Raw genomic sequence first — 17,472 nt, forward strand, 5'->3', positions numbered from 1 at the left:
TAGAATACCGGCCTGTCACGCCGGGGGTCGCGGGTTCGAGTCCCGTCCACTCCGCCACTATTTAAACGCTGTTTTATTACAAAATTTGTATCGCGGAGTGGTAGTTCAGTTGGTTAGAATACCGGCCTGTCACGCCGGGGGTCGCGGGTTCGAGTCCCGTCCACTCCGCCAACAAATTAAGTAATAGCAATGATATCTCTGCGGAGTGGTAGTTCAGTTGGTTAGAATACCGGCCTGTCACGCCGGGGGTCGCGGGTTCGAGTCCCGTCCACTCCGCCATTTGATATCATAAACAAATTAAGTGCATTACCCCATGCACATACCACTGCGGAGTGGTAGTTCAGTTGGTTAGAATACCGGCCTGTCACGCCGGGGGTCGCGGGTTCGAGTCCCGTCCACTCCGCCATTTGTTTTCCTCAAGCAAATGATTAAACAAGTCTATATTTCAATGTGTTCTCTTTTATACTGACGACGTATCTCGTATCTCGTATCTCGTATCTCGTATTGAGCTAAACAAAGGCCCTGTGTGGCTTGAGTTTCTCGGTATCTTATTGGTTGTAATTGGTGCTGGTCTCATCATGTTTGAGAGTAAACTGACAAGACAGCATTAATGTGCTGTAGAACCTGACGCCTGTTAGTTGGCGTCAGATTCTCGGGGAATCAAATGAGCAAACTGTTGCTGGTGGATTTGTTCATATAAGGTTGCAGCATAACTTTGTGCATCATGTAAGCGGCGAGTGCTAATGTGCTTTCGCAAATCGTTTAGGGCTGCTGTGGCTGGTTCATAGCCTTGACTACTTGCCAGCGTTAACCACACTGCACCGTGAAAAACGCTCTGGGGCACCCCTTGCCCTTTGATAAAAAATAGCCCCATATAAAACTGCGCTCTTTGATTCGCTGCCATCGCTGCAAGGCGCATCCATTTGGCTGCTAAAGGGGGCTGATCATTTTTTAAGTAATACAAGGCTTTATTTAGTACATTTTCAACAGAGTCTGTACTTATTGCGGGCTCCCCACCAGTGTCTGGTTGAGTAATGAAGGCAAGTACATTATCGAGTTGTTGTTCTAAATCTAAGCCAACAGGTGTTTTATCAGACATAGTTTAGTTATTTTCTTGAAATAAAAGACCTTATTAGTTTAGAACATTGCAAGGTAAAATGTCCTCTAATTAAGTTAAAATATGATAAAATTAGCCAATTAATCTTAACTTAAAGTTCAACATGTTCGACAGACTCTTCAAATTAAACGATAACGACACCACTATTCGCCGCGAGACCATTGCGGGTATTACAACTTTCATCACCATGGTCTACATCGTATTTGTAAACCCTGCGATGTTAGCTGAAGCGGGTATGGATCAAGGGGCCGCGTTTGTTGCCACTTGTATTGCTGCTGCGATTGGCTGTTTTATTATGGGATTATGGGCTAATTATCCATTAGCTCTTGCGCCAGGGATGGGTCTGAATGCATTTTTCACCTATGGTGTTGTGCTAGGGATGGGCTATAGCTGGCAAGCTGCACTCGGTGCTGTTTTTATGTCAGGCTGTATTTTCCTTTTCTTAAGTTTATTCAAAGTCCGGGAGTGGATTATTGATGCGATTCCTTTAGTTTTAAAGCGTGCAATTGCAACGGGCATTGGGGCATTTTTAGCGCTTATTGCATTGAAGAATGCGGGGATTATCGTGGCAAGTCCTGCAACACTTGTACAGTTAGGGGATATAACGGCTCCGGGACCTTTACTCGCTATTTTTAGCTTTTTTGTGATTGCTGCGCTTTTATATCGCGATATGAAAAGCGGTGTACTTATCAGTATTTTATTAGTCACTGCCATTGCGCTAGGTTTAGATTTAGTTGAATACCAAGGCGTTATGTCTTTGCCTCCGTCAATCGCACCGACCTTTATGCAACTTGATTTTGCCGCTGCGTTTGAAATTTCAATGTTAACGGTTGTTTTTGCATTTTTGTTTGTAGATTTGTTCGATACATCGGGCACACTTGTTGCCGTTACACAAAAAGCGGGCCTTGCCGATGAACAAGGTAAGATGCCACGTTTAGGCCGTGCATTAAGTGCAGATAGCACTGCGACTATCGCAGGGTCAATGCTAGGCACATCAACAACCACGTCGTATATTGAATCAGTTTCAGGTGTCTCTGTTGGTGGTCGTACGGGGTTAACTGCGGTTGTTGTGGGTATTTGCTTCTTATTAATGATGTTCTTTGCGCCACTTGCTGCGATGATCCCAGCTTATGCGACCGCAGGAGCGATTTTGTATGTCGCAGTATTGATGATGCAAAATTTAAAGCTGGTTAATTGGGATGATATGACTGATGCTATTCCAGTGAGTGTTGTACTATTGATGACGCCGTTAACCTTTTCGATTGCGCACGGTATTGCGCTTGGTTTCATTGCTTACACAGCGGTTAAATTTGTATGTGGAAAAAAAGATGAGATCAGTGTGAGTGTGTGGATTTTAACTGCATTGTTTATCATTAAGTTTGCGTTTTTATCTTAAAATACGACTTAAAACTTAAAGGCACAAAGAAAAAGTGGCTTACCACTTTTTCTTTGGTGCAAACAAAACATCTAAATCGTCTTGTTCTTGTTCTGCTTTTTTCTTCAGCGACGTTGCATTTGACGCTTTTAATTCAGTGCTAATTGCTTCTAAATAACCTTCCACTTCATTACGCTTTGCGTTTGTGTATTCGTCGCTGTAAGTAATTGAAGAGAGCGTCGCAAGGGCTTTTTCGAAATATTGTCTTGCAGAGCCAATCATGTTCGCTGAGCGAGCAGAAATTCCTCGTTTGATTTGGCTTTCTACATTGATCCTCAGTTGTAATTTCTCGAGGCGTTTATCTTCAACAACAAACACTTGGCTATCAAGTTTGCCTTTGCCATGCTCAGAACGAAGTACAGAGCGTAATTTTTTTATACCTTGAATGAGTGAAATTAGCTGCTTGTCATTATCTGGTAATACTAAAGACTCTGAATTACTCGCCTCAATTGGCGCACTTAATCGTTCTTTAGATTCATTAAGGCGATTTTTTAACTCTTTTGATGTAGGTGATAATTGTACCATTGAAGCTAACGCATCGTAGACTCGACGTTGAATAATACGTAAAAGATTTTCAGACATAGGAATATTGGTACTATTGATAAGTACATCTTCAGCTTCTTCAATAATCTTTTTTTGTTTGGCTAATTCTTTTCGGCGTTCAGCTTCTTGTTTTTCTTTATGCTGTTGAACCGCACTGACCCAAAGAGCAATGACAATCAAAGCAACAATGAGCATAATGATGATAGAAACGATCATAGCTAAATCTCAGTTTTCACTATCTAATTTTTTTATCTTACATTAAAAATATTACATCTGGGTAGTTTTGCGCATACTAATGTGTAATAAAGTTATAATAACTAGTTATTTTTTACTAACTCAAGACTAAGTTAGCATGTTTATTGAGTATTTTCAGATGAATCATCTCTATCGAGTTAACGTTGGATGTGTTAGCCTTAGATGGAATTGCTATAAAAAGTCAGATTGAAAACAAAAAAATTATAATGTGAGTAAATATTACTTGGCATCCTGCTTAGCAGCCTTTATAAATAAAGAATAACAACATTTACAATGCAGCCATGAAACTACAACAACTCAGATACATCGTCGAAGTCCAAAACCATAAACTGAATGTCTCAGCGACAGCTGAAAGCTTATTTACATCCCAGCCAGGGATCTCAAAACAAGTTCGTATGCTAGAAGACGAGCTTGGTGTACAGATTTTCGGTCGAAGTGGTAAGCATTTAACGCATGTTACGAGTGCAGGTCATGAGATAATTAATATTTCCCGCGAGATACTATCGAAAGTTGAGGGGATTAAAGCGGTTGCAAATGAACATACTCTGCCTGATCAAGGAAAGTTAAATATTGCCACAACGCATACGCAAGCACGTTATGCATTACCTAATGTTATTCAAGGCTTCATGAAAAAGTACCCGGCAGTGTCTTTGCACATGCATCAAGGTACACCACAACAAATTTCGGACGCTGCGGCTCGTGGTGATGCTGATTTTGCAATTGCCACAGAAGCACTTCATTTATACTCTGATTTAGTCATGCTGCCGTGTTATCACTGGAATCGTAGTATCGTCGTGGCAAAAACACACCCCCTTGCGCAAAAAGCTGATAACCTTACGGTTGCTGATGTTGCTAAATACCCACTTATTACTTACGTATTTGGTTTTACTGGTCGCTCAGAGTTAGATAAGGCATTCAATGCCCATGGGCTTGAGCCACATATCGTATTTACTGCAACAGATGCTGATGTGATTAAAACTTATGTACGTTTAGGGTTAGGTGTGGGCGTTGTCGCGTCGATGGCGATTGATCAAGTAACAGACACTGATTTAGTGTGCATTGATGCTAGCCATTTATTTGAAGCGAGCACCACTAAAATCGGCTTTAGAAAAGGCAGTTTTTTACGCAGTTACATGTATGACTTTATCGAGCGTTTTGCACCGCATTTAACTAAAGAGTTAGTAGAGCGAGCAAGTTTATTACGTAACCAAGAAGATGTTGATAAGCTTTTCGAAAACATAGAGTTACCAGTAAAATAAACAATAAAAAAGCCGCTTTAGCGGCTTTTCTTATCGTTATTGTAAATTAACACTCAATGATATTAACCGCTAAACCGCCACGCGCGGTTTCTTTGTATTTGGTTTTCATATCATTACCTGTGTCGAGCATGGTTTTTATTACTTTATCTAGGGTCACTTTTTGCTCACCAGAACCACGCATTGCAAGGCGTGACGCGTTAATCGCTTTAATTGAACCCATCGCATTGCGTTCAATACACGGTACTTGCACTAGGCCACCTACAGGGTCACAGGTTAGACCTAGATTATGTTCCATACCGATTTCAGCGGCGTTTTCAACCTGCACAACGTTACCACCCATTATTTCAGTTAGTGCGCCAGCTGCCATAGAGCAAGCAACGCCCACTTCACCTTGGCAGCCTACTTCAGCACCCGAAATTGACGCATTCTTTTTATATAAAATACCAATTGCGGCCGCTGTTAATAAATAACGTGTTGCAATATCACGGTCTACTTCTTTGATGAAAGTGTGATAATACATTAATACCGCTGGTAAAATACCCGCAGCACCATTGGTCGGTGCAGTAACTACACGGCCACCGGCGGCGTTCTCTTCGTTTACCGCAAGAGCAAATAAATCAACCCAGTCCATCGCACGTAGTGGGTCATTGTTTACCTCAATATTTAATTTAAGGTGTAAGCTTGGTGCGCGGCGTTTTACTTTTAAACCGCCCGGTAAAATACCTTCTGTGCGCATACCACGTTCAATACAGGCTTTCATTACTTGCCAAATATTAAACAGCTCATCTTTGATGTCTTTTTCGCTGCGCAGGGTTTTCTCGTTGTGCATCATAAGAGTTGATACACTAAAGCCTGATTCACGGCACAGTTCTAGCAGCTCTTTTGCTGTATTAAACGGATAAGGCGCAGGGTTTTCTTCGCGTATTTCGAGTGCTTTTTGTTTTTCGTTTTCGAACTCTTCATCACTGACGATAAAACCACCACCGATTGAGTAATACACTTTACTAAATAACTTTTCGCCATTTTGGCTAGCAATGATTTCCATTGCATTAGAGTGCTTTGGTAGTGTTTTACGACGATGGAATACAATTGCACCTTGCTTAGGGAAATTAGCTTTATGACTTTGGTTTAAATAAATAACCTGTTCTTTTTCGATTTTCGCGAGGATATCGTCGACTAAATCTGCATCAATGGTTTCTGGATCATAACCGGCAAGACCTAAGATCACGGCTTTACCTGAGCCGTGGCCAATTCCTGTTTGACCTAATGAGCCAAACAGCTCAACTTTAATATCGGTAACGTTTGCAAGTAAGTTTTTCTCTTCTAATTCGTTTACAAATAAACGCGAAGCGCGCATTGGGCCAACAGTGTGAGATGACGATGGGCCAATACCAATACTAAACATATCGAATGCACTGATCATAATTTGCTACTCATTTTCCTTTTAACGGCATACTACCTGCCTTTGAACGGTGCCACATGATAACGTTTAAACGTGTCTGTGTAACCCTAAAAGCAGGATAATTAAACTGGTAGGGCGAGCTGTTTGATAAAGTTATTAATAATGCTGGCTGTTGCCCCCCACAGTAGACCGTGCGGAGTCATCAAGCCTTGCAACGTAATGGTTTTTCCATCTCGCTCAAAAGGTAGGGATTGCCAGTTTTGTTGATTACTCAAATAAGACAAGGGCATCAAAAAACTGGCAGCAACTTCGTTAGGGTCTGCTTGCCATGTTGTGCCTTCGCTAAGCGTACAAACAAATGGCTCAATCGTGAAACCGGTTAGGGTCGCGTATTGATGCAACTTACCATAGACAGTCACTTGATGTTTGCCAATGCTGAGCTCTTCATTAAGCTCTCGAAGGGCTGTGTGCAGCAAAGATTCATCTTGCTCCTCATACTTACCTCCGGGCAGGCAAATTTCCCCAGGGTGATGAAGTAAATAACTTGGTCGTTTGCATAGTAATAAATGCGCTTTGTCATTCACATCGAGCAGAGGCAGCATCACGGCACTGGCACGCTTTTCGGCATTAAAGCGAATGGTAGCTGGGCGCTCAGTGGTTTGACTTAAACTAAAACGGGCAATTAGTTGCTGACTATTCAAGGCTGTTACTTCAACTTTTACTTTAATAAAGGCAGTATTTTATTTACTTTATCGTAAGTTTCTTGGTACTCCAAGTCGACTTTTGAATCAGCCACAATGCCGCCGCCAGCCCAACAATAGATTGTACCTTGATGACACACTAAAGTGCGAATTGTGATACTGGTATCCATGTTGCCACAGGCACTTAAATAGCCAATTGAGCCACAATAGACACTACGGCGATGTGGTTCGAGCTCTTCTATAATTTCCATGGCGCGAATTTTTGGTGCGCCAGTAATTGAACCACCTGGGAACGCGGCATGAATTTGGTCAACGGCATCTTTGCCATCCGCTAATTCTGCGCGCACAGTACTTACTAAATGATGAACAGCCGGAAAGCTTTCAATAGCAAATAACGAGGGTACGGTGACACTACCTGGGCGAGCAACTTTGCCTAAATCGTTGCGCAAAAGGTCAACAATCATGACGTTTTCTGCACGGTCTTTTTCAGAGTGTTGTAAACGAGTTGCTTGTGCTTGGTCTTGTTCAGGGTCAGCCAAACGAGGGAGTGTTCCTTTAATGGGCTTGGTTTCTATTTGACCTTGATTTATAGAGATAAAGCGCTCAGGTGAGATAGACAAAATAGCGCCATCTGGGTGATTTATATAGCTTGAAAACGGTGCTTTATTCGCTTCTCGTAATTGTTTATAGGCTTGCCATGTTGAACCTGAAAATTCAGCTTTAAAACGCTGAGCAAGGTTAATTTGATAACAATCACCGCTTTTTAAATAAGCTTGAATTTTCTCGAACTTTTCGCTGTAGCTGGCTTTGCTCATATTTGACCGCCAGTCGCTTGTTAGCGCGAACTCTGCACTTGCTGGTGTTTCGTTTAGGTGTTGTTGGTACAGCGCTAAGCGATTTTGATTTGGCTGACAGACGTAAAACCAGCTTTGCTGTTGCTTATCATAAATAAGCGCATCTGGATAAAGGCCGACAGCCATTTGCGGCATATTAATGTCGTTTTCGGCATTATTTGGCATGGTTTCAATCACACGACCTAAATCATAGCCAAAATAGCCAAGCCAACCACCCGTAAATGGAAGCTTATTTGAGCTTGGTGTGTGATTAAACTCCCCAAGACCCGATTTCATCAAGCTAAAACAATCACTTGATTGAGCCTTGCCGTCGACAAAGCATGTATTTTCGCGCACCTCTAATTGCCTTAATGGCGCGATGGCAATGATATCGAAGCGGCTATTTATATGCTCGCTATTGGCTGAATCGAGCAATACAGCATAGGGCAAATGAGCAAAATGACTAAATAGCGCGATGCAGTCACCGCTTAATTCTAATTTAATGCACAAATTTTCATCGTTTATCATCTACATTGCCCTGAATAACTAGCCCGAAACGGGCGAGGAGGGTATCATAAGTTAAATTTGATTGGCAGCGTTATGATTTCCTTTATAGTGATGCCATGACTAACCCGTAGAGTAAATCTTCGTCACCGGTTTACTCAGGATCACGTACAGCGCTACGTGATAAAAACTTAAGGAACCCGTAATGAGCACAATTCGTCAGCAAGACTTCATTGATAGCATTGAAGATGCATTGCAATACATTTCTTTTTATCACCCTCTCGATTTCGTACAAGCCTTAGAAAAAGCTTACAACAAAGAGCAAAGTAAAGCGGCAAAAGATGCCATCGCGCAAATTTTAATTAACTCTCGTATGTCTGCTGAAGGTAAACGTCCACTGTGCCAAGATACAGGTATCATTACTTGTTTCGTGAAAGTAGGTATGGATGTTAAGTGGGATAAAACAGACATGACTGTTCAGCAAATGGTTGATGAAGGTACACGTCGCGCATACTTAAACCCAGACAACCCGTTACGTGCATCAATTGTTGCAGACCCAGCTGGTACGCGTAAAAACACCAAAGACAATACTCCTTCAGTTGTTCACATCGACTTAGTGCCAGGCGCTGAAGTTGAAGTAATGGTAGCTGCGAAGGGCGGCGGCTCAGAAAATAAAACGAAAATGGTTATGCTTAACCCATCTGATGATGTGGCTGCATGGGTTGAAAAAACATTACCAACGATGGGGGCGGGCTGGTGTCCACCTGGCATGCTAGGTATAGGTATTGGTGGTACGGCTGAAAAAGCAGCGGTACTAGCGAAAGAATCATTAATGGATCCGGTTGATATTCACGAGCTTATTGAGCGCGGCGCCGAAACAACTGAAGAAAAAATGCGTATCGATATTTTCGAACGCGCTAATAAATTAGGTATTGGTGCACAAGGCCTAGGTGGTTTAACAACTGTGGTTGATGTAAAAATCAAAACGGCACCGACTCACGCAGCATCAAAACCAGTGGTAATGATCCCTAACTGTGCAGCAACACGTCACGTTCACTTCACGTTAGATGGTTCAGGCCCTGCTGATCTTAAAGCACCGAAACTAGAAGATTGGCCTGAAGTTACGTTCGAAGTAGGTGAAGGTACACGTCGTGTTGACTTAAACACACTGACTAAAGAAGACACACAAGAATGGAAGATGGGTGAAACTGTACTTCTGTCTGGTACTATTTTAACGGGTCGTGATGCCGCGCATAAGCGTTTACAAGATATGATCCAATCAGGTGAAGGTTTACCTGAAGGCGTTGATTTCGATAACAAGTTTATCTACTACGTTGGCCCTGTAGATGCAGTGGGTGATGAAGCGGTAGGTCCTGCTGGCCCAACAACAGCAACGCGTATGGATAAATTCACTGATATGATGTTAGAAAACACAGGCATCATCGGTATGATTGGTAAAGCTGAGCGTGGCCCTGCAACGGTTGAATCAATCAAAAACAATAAGTCTATTTACTTAATGGCGGTAGGTGGTGCGGCTTACCTTGTATCTAAAGCAATCAAGAAAGCACGTGTTGTTGCATTCGAAGATTTAGGTATGGAAGCAATTTACGAGTTTGAAGTAGAAGATATGCCAGTAACGGTTGCTGTGGATAGTGAAGGTGCCAATGCGCACACGCAAGGCCCTGCTATTTGGAAAGCAAAAATTGAAGAACTTGATGGCAAATTAAAATAACCATCTTGCAACGCTTTTAATAAAAACGGCGCACCTGCGCCGTTTTTTTTCAGCTCTGACCAGTCTCAGTTATTTTCTCAACATATCTTTAAAAAGCAGATTCTTCTTGGCTTTATTGCTACATTCTTCTTGTCACTTTTTCTTTACGCTATACTTTACCTTTACGTTCACGTAATAAAGTTGCTGATGTAAATAGTTTATTTTGAATTAACAATGCTTAATATTTGCTTTGGCAGGTATATTTTTCCCTTAAAGCGTTATTTTTTGAGTGGTTGTTTCAACGTGGGAACTTTATCATCTCATTTAGTGGCAAGGGAGCATTCGAAGTGATAGAGTCTCGGCAATTTCAGCGCTCACACCCTTTGGGGTAAGAAAATTTCGGAGTATTTAACTGTGGCTGTATTTAATAAAGTCGACTTTGATAACCACGAGCAAGTGGTGTTTTGTTCAGATAAAGAATCAGGCCTTAAGGCGATTATTGCGGTTCATAATACCAAGTTAGGTCCAGCTGTTGGTGGTTGTAGAATGTGGGACTACGCAACAGATGAAGCTGCCGTAACAGATGCACTTCGTTTATCAAAAGGTATGACGTATAAAAATGCTGTGGCACGTTTACCATTTGGTGGCGGTAAGTCAGTAATTATCGGTAATGCAAAAGAAATTAAATCAGAGCAGCTTTTCCGTGCATTTGGTCGCCAATTAGAGCGTTTAAGTGGTAGCTACTATTCCGCTGAAGACGTAAACATCACCTGTGATGATGTGGCTATCATGAACAAAGAAACTAACTATGTACTAGGCCTTGAAGGCAAAAGTGGTAACCCATCACCATTCACAGCCTATGGTACGTTCTTAGGTATTAAAGCCGCTTTACAACACCAACGTGGTCATCAAGATCTTGCTGGTATCAAAGTAGCAGTGCAGGGCTTAGGTGCAGTAGCATACGGTCTTTGTAAGCATTTGCACGAAGCGGGTGCAACGTTATTTGTAACAGATATTAACGAGCAAGCTGTTGAGCGTGTTGTAAATGACTTCAATGCAACGGCTGTGGGTATTGATGAAATCTACGACTTAGATGTTGATGTGTATGCACCATGTGCACTAGGCGCAACGGTAAATGACACGACTATCCCGCGTTTAAAAGCAACAATTATTGCAGGTTGTGCGAATAACCAATTAGCAGAGTCTCGTCACGGAGAAATTATCCGTGAAAAAGGTATCTTATATGCACCAGATTACGTAATTAACGCAGGTGGTATTATCAACGTTTACTACGAAACTGCACCAGAAGGTTATAGTGCAGAAGCATCAACTAAACACGTTGAAGGCATTTTTGATACGCTAACTGAAATCTTTGCTCGCTCTGAAAAAGAGCAAAAATCGACGCATTTAATTGCCGATGAACTAGCATTAGAAATCATCGAAAACGGTTTATAATTTAGTAAATCGACTAAATTTATAGTTAAAAAAAGGTGCGCAAGTCGCACCTTTTTTGTCTCTGTTATTTATCGCATCAAGGTGACGAAGTAATGCTTGCTAGGTACACTCGGTTTTTAAATCTCGAGGACGCCTAATGAAAACTCTATCTTGTGAAGTCACCCCAATTAACCTTAATACTTGGCCTCGTAAACAGCATTTCGCTTTCTTTAAAGAATTTTCTCTGCCTTTTTTTAATGTGTGTGTGTCGCTCGACATGGCGGCTCTTTACAACAAGTGCAAAGCAGAGCCGTATTCGTTCTTTCACAGCTATGTCTACCTAACGCTTGAAGCATGTCATGACTATGCGCCAATGCGTCAACGTATAGTTGATTCTCTACCTGTGCAGTTGTCATCGGTAAGAGGAAGTGTGGTCGAGCTTGCAGAAGATGAAACATTCCGCTTTAGTTATTTTGAAAAACACGCCTCGATTGAAGACTTCTCAAAACACGCCATTGCAGTGGGTAAAACAAGTAAAGCAAAACCATTTTTCTCTGATGCATTTGCTGCAACAGAAGGGCAACCTGATCTTATCCATATATCAGTGCTACCGTGGTTAAATTTTACTGGTTTTTCTCATGCTGTGAGTGAAGGTCATGGTCTTGGCATTCCTAAATTTGTATTTGGTCAGTTTGACTTACAAACTGGCAAGATGCCGCTATCAATCGATGTGCATCACGCGTTGATGGATGGCTTACATGTCGCACGTTTTGTAAAACTACTGCAAGAAAAAATTAATGATTTTTGTAAATAATTGTTGCTAATTGTGATTAAACTGAGTAAAAATTAGCACTTAGGTAGTATTTGCTCAGTTGGTTGAATTTTCGCTTATTCTGCAAAACTATACACAGTAATAATGATAATAAATATCAAGGTTTTATTTTATGGCGCGGGTAATCTGCTGTGTGTTGTTATTTTTAAGTTTTGGGCTTATAGCCAAACCGGCACGGCTGTCATTAACAGATTACTTCACTGAAACATGGAGCACTCGCTCTGGCCTACCGCATAACAGTATCAATAGTGTTAGCCAAACAAAAGATGGTTATATTTGGGTGGCAACGTGGGAAGGCTTAGCACGTTTTAACGGACGAGAATTTAAACTTTTTACCCGCACAGAACTTCCAGGTTTACCTGACTCAGGTCTACGCAGTTTGATTGCCACAGAGAACGGAGATTTGTACATAGTCGGTGCTCGTGGAGGAATTGCGAAAAGGTCGCAAGGTCATTGGCAGGCACTCCCAGCTTCATCAACAATGGTAAATCATGCCCTTATTACAAAAAGTGGAGAGCTTTGGCTCGCTTTAGAGGGGCAAGGTATACTTTACCGCTCATCTGAACAAGCGCCTGAACAACAGCTACTAGATAAGCTAAGTGTGTATCGATTATTACAAGATAATGATGGTGTTATCTGGGCAGCAACAAGTGATGGCTTATATAAAATTATCAATAAAAAAGTCAGTAAAGTTAGCTCAAATTCAGGTTTACCTGATACATCCGTTTTTACTTTATTACTTACCCAATCAGGTGATTTAGTTGTAGGAACTGAGAGTGGAGCCTGGAAAAAGCAACACGATGTATTTGTTTCCATAAATGATATTTTAAACAATGAATCAATATCGAGTTTGCTTGAAGATGCAAAAGGGGACTTATGGTTTGGCACCATTAATAAAGGTGTTTTTAGGTTAAGTGAGCGAGGGCTCGAGAACCTAGATGCGGATGATGGATTGCCTAACAACCGGATCTTATCTCTTTGGCAAGATCGTGAAAAAAGTATCTGGGTTGGTACTAATGCAGGACTGTTTAGATTACGAGAAGCGCCATTTACCAACTGGAGTCAAAGTCGGGGGTTGGCATCTGATTATGTCAGAACAGTTCTTTCCCACTCCGATGGCAGTGTATGGGTTGGAAGCAGTAATGGGCTCAACCGCATTGAGAAGGGTGAAATTAGCACTTTAAGACAAGCTTATGAACGTGATCCTTTATCGGTGTTGAGTTTAACCGAAGATAAAAAAGGTGATGTTTGGTTAGGCACGTATACAGCCGGCTTAATGAAAGTCGTTAATAATAAAATTTACCCTGTAAAAAATAGAAAAAACGGTTTAATCAGCAATGAAGTTCGTTCGTTACTTTTTGATTCTGAAAATAATTTATGGATAGGTACTGCCAGTGGATTAACAAAGTTAAGCGAAGATGGGCAAGTGTATTCTTATACATCAGAAAATGGTTTAGCGGGTGACTTTATTATAGCCTTGGCGGAGGACACTCAAGGTCGATTATGGATTGGTACCGGAGTCGGTGTGTCAATTTATACACCGTCTGAGGACCGTTTTGCCACTATCACTTTTCCAGAATACTTTAGCACTGAATACGCGTTTGGCTTTTATGTAGACGATACCGATATGTGGTTAGCCACTGACAGAGGGTTGGTTCGTTATAATATGCTAAACGACACAATGGCACTATTTGGTCGTCAAGAAGGGCTACCTGTCGATAAATTATTTCAGATAGTTGAGCAAGGTGGCTCACTTTGGTTGACAAGTAATAGAGGTATTATTCAGGTAAACAAGGCGCAATTAGTCGCATTTTTAGATGAGCCTGACCGCGTTAATCCACTTACTGTGTCCATGCAGCTCTATGATGAAGGTGATGGCATGCTGAGCGCTCAAGCTAATGGAGGCTCAACACCTGCAGCAACACTTCACTCTGATGGGCAAATATGGATTGCTACCGCCCGTGGTGTTGCTGTCGCGACGCCTGAGCGGCTAAAAGAAGCCAGTACACGTCAATTATCCACCGTCATTGAAAGCTTTGATGTGGATGGCAGAGCGGTTACATTGCCACCAAGTAATGAAGTGCTTAACCTGTCGCCAGGTATTTCTCGGGTGTCTTTTAATTATGCGGGGCTGAGCTTTATTATGCCTCAGCGACTTAACTATCAGACCCAACTGAGCGGTTACAATGAACAGTGGGTTGATAGAGGGCGCTTGGCTATTACTGAATACACGAATTTAGCGCCAGGTGAGTATACCTTTAAAGTGCGTGCCGGCTATCCCAACAGCGATTGGCAAGATAACGAGCAAGTTTTACGCTTTAGAATAGCCCCTTATTTTTGGCAGAAGACAAGCTTCAAACTTTTAATCGTTTTTGCCTTTATTCTAATAGCTTACAGTATTTATAAATTTCGTTTATACCACTATAAACGGATTGAAATAGAGTTAACCGAAAAAGTAGAGCAACAAATGCATGACTTGAAAAAGCAAGCGGATGCATTTGCACATTTGGCTAATCATGATCAGTTAACTCAGTTGCCTAATCGACGCGCTTTCGATGTTTGTTTGTCACAAAGTTTTGATAAATTCAGAAAAGAGAATAAATTCTTCTCTATTGCGATCATGGATATTGATCATTTCAAGTCAATTAACGACAATTTTTCTCATCTAATAGGTGATAAAGTAATTTGTGAAATAGCACGCTTACTCACTTTAAATTGTACCCATATAGGTCAAGCTGCTCGCTGGGGTGGCGAGGAATTTACGCTCTTATTCCCAGAAAAAACAGCAAAAGAGGCGGCACGAGTATGTGATGTGATTCGCCTTGAGATTGCAAACTATGATTTCTCGCATATCGCCAGTGGTTTGTCTGTTACGGTTAGCTTTGGTTTAGCTGACAGCCAAAGTGCAAGTGATTACGATCGGCTTTTAGCACAAGCTGATAAGGCATTATATTGCGCCAAATCCGCAGGACGAAATCAGGTTGTTATTTACCGCAATGAATAATTAGTTCCTCAATCAGTTATTGATTACAAAATAAAATGTTTTATTTTTGTACACGTTTTCGGCTTCAAGGTGGTGTTATTAAAGGTACATTACTTACGTTAATGTTTACATAAAAATATAAAATTAACAATTCATTCACTTTTGATCTACATTTTTGTTCCCCGTATGGGGTTTTATAAAAGGGAACAAAAAGATGAATAAACATTTACTAACACTTGCGGTTACGACTGGACTTGGTTTTTCTTCTATAGCGTTTGCCGGTGTGCATAACCATGAAACGTTTGAATTTTCAGACCAAGCAGTAGAACAACTGAATCTTAATTCATTATTAATTATGGATGACCAAACATTTGTATTTAATAATGACCTATTAAATGAAGACTGGGATAACTACTTCGCGTCGTATGCCCCTGAACTTCAAAGTAAACAAGCTTTTATACTACACTGGGCTGGCTATTATAGTATTAACCCAAAAGTGATTTTGGCACTGATTGAACAGCAAAGTGAGGGACTCTCTGATCCTTCGGTTGAATTAGAAAGCGTGTTTAAAAATATCTCTGACAAGCAAGGATTTGAGGAGCAGGTTAAAGACGTTGCATTTAAATTAAGTCAACGTTTCTATGCCTTTAAACACTGGCAAGAGCAAGCCGTAAAGCATGATAAAAACTCAAACTCCATAAAGCATTTAATTAGGCCTTCACAAGTGAGTACTGCCGCTACAGCTGCGCTTGCCAGCATGATGAGTAAGCAGCACAATCTGCATGCTCAGGCAAATGATTCTTTAACTCGCTTCTTAGATATATTCGAGCAACTATCACCCGATCAGTCTCTTATTTTGAACACAGACCAAGTTACGTTTTCAGGGGAAGAGCAGTCGGTTCAAGCCACATTTACTATGAACTTACCTTGGTCTCAAGGGTATTATTGGTATAGTGGTGGAGCGCATTCAAACACTGGCTCAGGTTATCCTTATTCTTCATTAGACTTTAACAATGGTTCTGGTGGATGGGGAAGCAATACGCCTTGGGTTCAAGCCGCACATGGTGGGGTCATCACTCGTTTTTCGTCATGTAATATACGGGTAACGCACTCAAGTGGCTTTGCAACTAATTATTACCACATGTCTAACTTACAATATAATAATGGTGACACTGTGCAGCCAGGAACGTTGCTAGGTCGTTATGCGAATAGTTATAACCAAGCACTGTGCGAAGGCGGACAATCGTCTGGTCCACACGTACACTTCACTTTATTACAAAATGGTCAGCAAGTTTCATTACATAACCGTTATATCAGTAATTACCGTATTGATGTTGGTAATAGTAACTATGATTCAAATTGTAATAACTTTTATTTTGAGCGCAATGGACGTAGAACCTGTGCTTGGCAACCCTTATACCGTTAATGATGGTAAAAGCCGTGTTTAACACGGCTTTTAATGTTCAATTAATTTATCAAGTATTGATCTTTTCTTGTTTGCACACATTTAACTACTAAGACCGTTTTTTAGGCGATGGTAATGCTTAACCTATTTTTGTTACTTTCCTTAGTTATTTTTATTGTGTGTTATTGGCGCTGGGATGATATTAGAAATCATTTTTGGCAAAAAAAATACCATCGTTTTGCTCTTAACTCACAGCAAAAGAATTTGTTGCTAAAGTACATGCCCATCTACCAAAGAATGACCGACGCCGATCGTGAAAAGCTGGAACGACATATCGTTTGGTTTTTAAATGAAAAACGTTTTATTGGTTGTGATGGCTTAAAACTTAACGAATCTATGAAGCTGATAGTTGCTGCTGATGCGTGTTTGTTAGTGCTCAATAAACCCTGGCCTTTGTACCGTAATGTAAGAGAAGTTTTATTGTACCCTAGTGCTTATTATGCGCCCGAGACTTCGCGAGATGGTGCAGGTTTAGTAAGTTATCACAACGCTGTTCGTCAAGGAGAGTCATGGCCTGGAGGTACATTAGTGCTTAGCTGGCATGATGTACTAGAGGGGAATCGCCTGCCAAGCGATGGTCATAATTTAGTGTTTCATGAATTTGCCCATCAACTAGACCAAGAAACGGGTAAAACCACAGGTACACCGCTGCTTGCCAGTAATGAAGATTACCAAAAATGGGCAAAAGTATTTAGTCGCGCGTTTAATCAACTCAAAACCCATTTAGCTTACGGTATGCCACATGTTATTCATAGTTATGGCGCGACCAATGAAGCTGAGTTTTTTGCTGTCATCACCGAAACCTTTTTAGAAAAACCCGCTGAACTGAGACAATTTGATCCTGAGATTTATCGCTTGCTAGTTGGCTATTATCAGTTTGATCCCATTGCGTGGCATTAGTCGACTATTTACGTCTGTTTAACACGAATCACTGGAATCTTGCTATGCTATTTGGTGCAATCTTAAAAGTGTGCAAAAACAATAAAAAGTGAGATTTC

13 protein-coding genes and 3 tRNA genes are annotated in these 17,472 nt (G+C 41.2%); 11 read left to right on the forward strand and 5 right to left on the reverse strand.

Annotation, left to right across the window (positions count from 1 at the left end; genetic code table 11):
• Positions 1-94 precede the first annotated feature (94 nt).
• The 3 genes from PAARA_RS19770 (at position 95) to PAARA_RS19780 (ending at position 406) form a co-directional block, all read left to right on the forward strand.
• Positions 95-171: transfer RNA gene (locus PAARA_RS19770), tRNA-Asp, on the forward strand.
• Between the two features lie 31 nt (positions 172-202).
• Positions 203-279 (forward strand) — tRNA-Asp (locus PAARA_RS19775).
• A 50-nt stretch (positions 280-329) separates the two neighbouring features.
• Positions 330-406 (forward strand) — tRNA-Asp (locus PAARA_RS19780).
• Between the two features lie 228 nt (positions 407-634).
• Here PAARA_RS19780 and PAARA_RS19785 read toward each other — a convergent pair.
• Positions 635-1,099: an SEL1-like repeat protein gene (locus PAARA_RS19785; RefSeq protein ID WP_062570692.1), complete on the reverse strand. Its 465-nt coding sequence runs from the start codon at positions 1,097-1,099 to the stop codon at positions 635-637.
• Positions 1,100-1,220: 121 nt separating this feature from the next.
• Here PAARA_RS19785 and PAARA_RS19790 point away from each other — a divergent pair, with 121 nt between their 5' ends.
• Positions 1,221-2,513 carry an NCS2 family permease gene (locus tag PAARA_RS19790; protein WP_062570693.1) on the forward strand — a complete coding sequence of 431 codons (1,293 nt, stop codon included), beginning with the start codon at positions 1,221-1,223 and terminating at the stop codon, positions 2,511-2,513.
• Between the two features lie 39 nt (positions 2,514-2,552).
• Here the strand turns inward: PAARA_RS19790 and PAARA_RS19795 are convergent, their stop codons facing one another.
• On the reverse strand, positions 2,553-3,311 hold the full coding sequence (locus tag PAARA_RS19795; RefSeq protein ID WP_062570694.1) for a hypothetical protein: 759 nt from the start codon (positions 3,309-3,311) through the stop codon (positions 2,553-2,555).
• Positions 3,312-3,631: 320 nt separating this feature from the next.
• On the opposite strand from PAARA_RS19795, the gene cysB reads away from it, so the two are divergent.
• Positions 3,632-4,609 (forward strand): HTH-type transcriptional regulator CysB, encoded by a 978-nt coding sequence (gene cysB / locus PAARA_RS19800; protein WP_062570695.1) that lies wholly within the window; start codon positions 3,632-3,634, stop codon positions 4,607-4,609.
• Between the two features lie 46 nt (positions 4,610-4,655).
• Here the strand turns inward: cysB and PAARA_RS19805 are convergent, their stop codons facing one another.
• The 3 genes from PAARA_RS19805 to pabB form a co-directional block, all read right to left on the reverse strand.
• Entirely contained in the window at positions 4,656-6,032 is a 1,377-nt protein-coding gene (locus PAARA_RS19805) for an L-serine ammonia-lyase (RefSeq protein ID WP_054551617.1), read from the reverse strand.
• A 101-nt stretch (positions 6,033-6,133) separates the two neighbouring features.
• Positions 6,134-6,712, reverse strand: a complete 579-nt coding sequence (locus tag PAARA_RS19810) for an NUDIX hydrolase (RefSeq protein ID WP_062570696.1) — start codon at positions 6,710-6,712, stop codon at positions 6,134-6,136.
• A 17-nt stretch (positions 6,713-6,729) separates the two neighbouring features.
• On the reverse strand, positions 6,730-8,073 hold the full coding sequence (pabB, locus tag PAARA_RS19815) for an aminodeoxychorismate synthase component I (protein WP_062570697.1): 1,344 nt from the start codon (positions 8,071-8,073) through the stop codon (positions 6,730-6,732).
• A gap of 181 nt (positions 8,074-8,254) precedes the next feature.
• Here pabB and PAARA_RS19820 point away from each other — a divergent pair, with 181 nt between their 5' ends.
• From PAARA_RS19820 to PAARA_RS19845, 6 genes are all read left to right on the forward strand, one after another.
• Complete coding sequence (locus tag PAARA_RS19820) at positions 8,255-9,781, forward strand: fumarate hydratase (RefSeq protein WP_062570698.1); 1,527 nt, start codon at positions 8,255-8,257, stop codon at positions 9,779-9,781.
• Positions 9,782-10,174: 393 nt separating this feature from the next.
• Entirely contained in the window at positions 10,175-11,215 is a 1,041-nt protein-coding gene (locus PAARA_RS19825; protein ID WP_062570699.1) for a Leu/Phe/Val dehydrogenase, read from the forward strand.
• A gap of 136 nt (positions 11,216-11,351) precedes the next feature.
• Positions 11,352-12,008, forward strand: a complete 657-nt coding sequence (locus PAARA_RS19830) for a CatA-like O-acetyltransferase (RefSeq protein WP_062570700.1) — start codon at positions 11,352-11,354, stop codon at positions 12,006-12,008.
• Between the two features lie 130 nt (positions 12,009-12,138).
• On the forward strand, positions 12,139-15,030 hold the full coding sequence (locus PAARA_RS19835) for a ligand-binding sensor domain-containing diguanylate cyclase (RefSeq protein WP_062570701.1): 2,892 nt from the start codon (positions 12,139-12,141) through the stop codon (positions 15,028-15,030).
• 193 nt (positions 15,031-15,223) lie between these two features.
• On the forward strand, positions 15,224-16,435 hold the full coding sequence (locus PAARA_RS19840) for an elastinolytic metalloprotease pseudoalterin (protein WP_062570702.1): 1,212 nt from the start codon (positions 15,224-15,226) through the stop codon (positions 16,433-16,435).
• 114 nt (positions 16,436-16,549) lie between these two features.
• The gene (locus tag PAARA_RS19845; protein ID WP_062570703.1) at positions 16,550-17,374 is read left to right on the forward strand and encodes a M90 family metallopeptidase; all 825 of its coding nucleotides are present in this window, start codon (positions 16,550-16,552) and stop codon (positions 17,372-17,374) included.
• Positions 17,375-17,472 lie beyond the last annotated feature (98 nt).

Source organism: Pseudoalteromonas arabiensis (assembly GCF_001550155.1).
GTDB classification, from domain to species: Bacteria; Pseudomonadota; Gammaproteobacteria; order Enterobacterales; family Alteromonadaceae; genus Pseudoalteromonas; species Pseudoalteromonas arabiensis.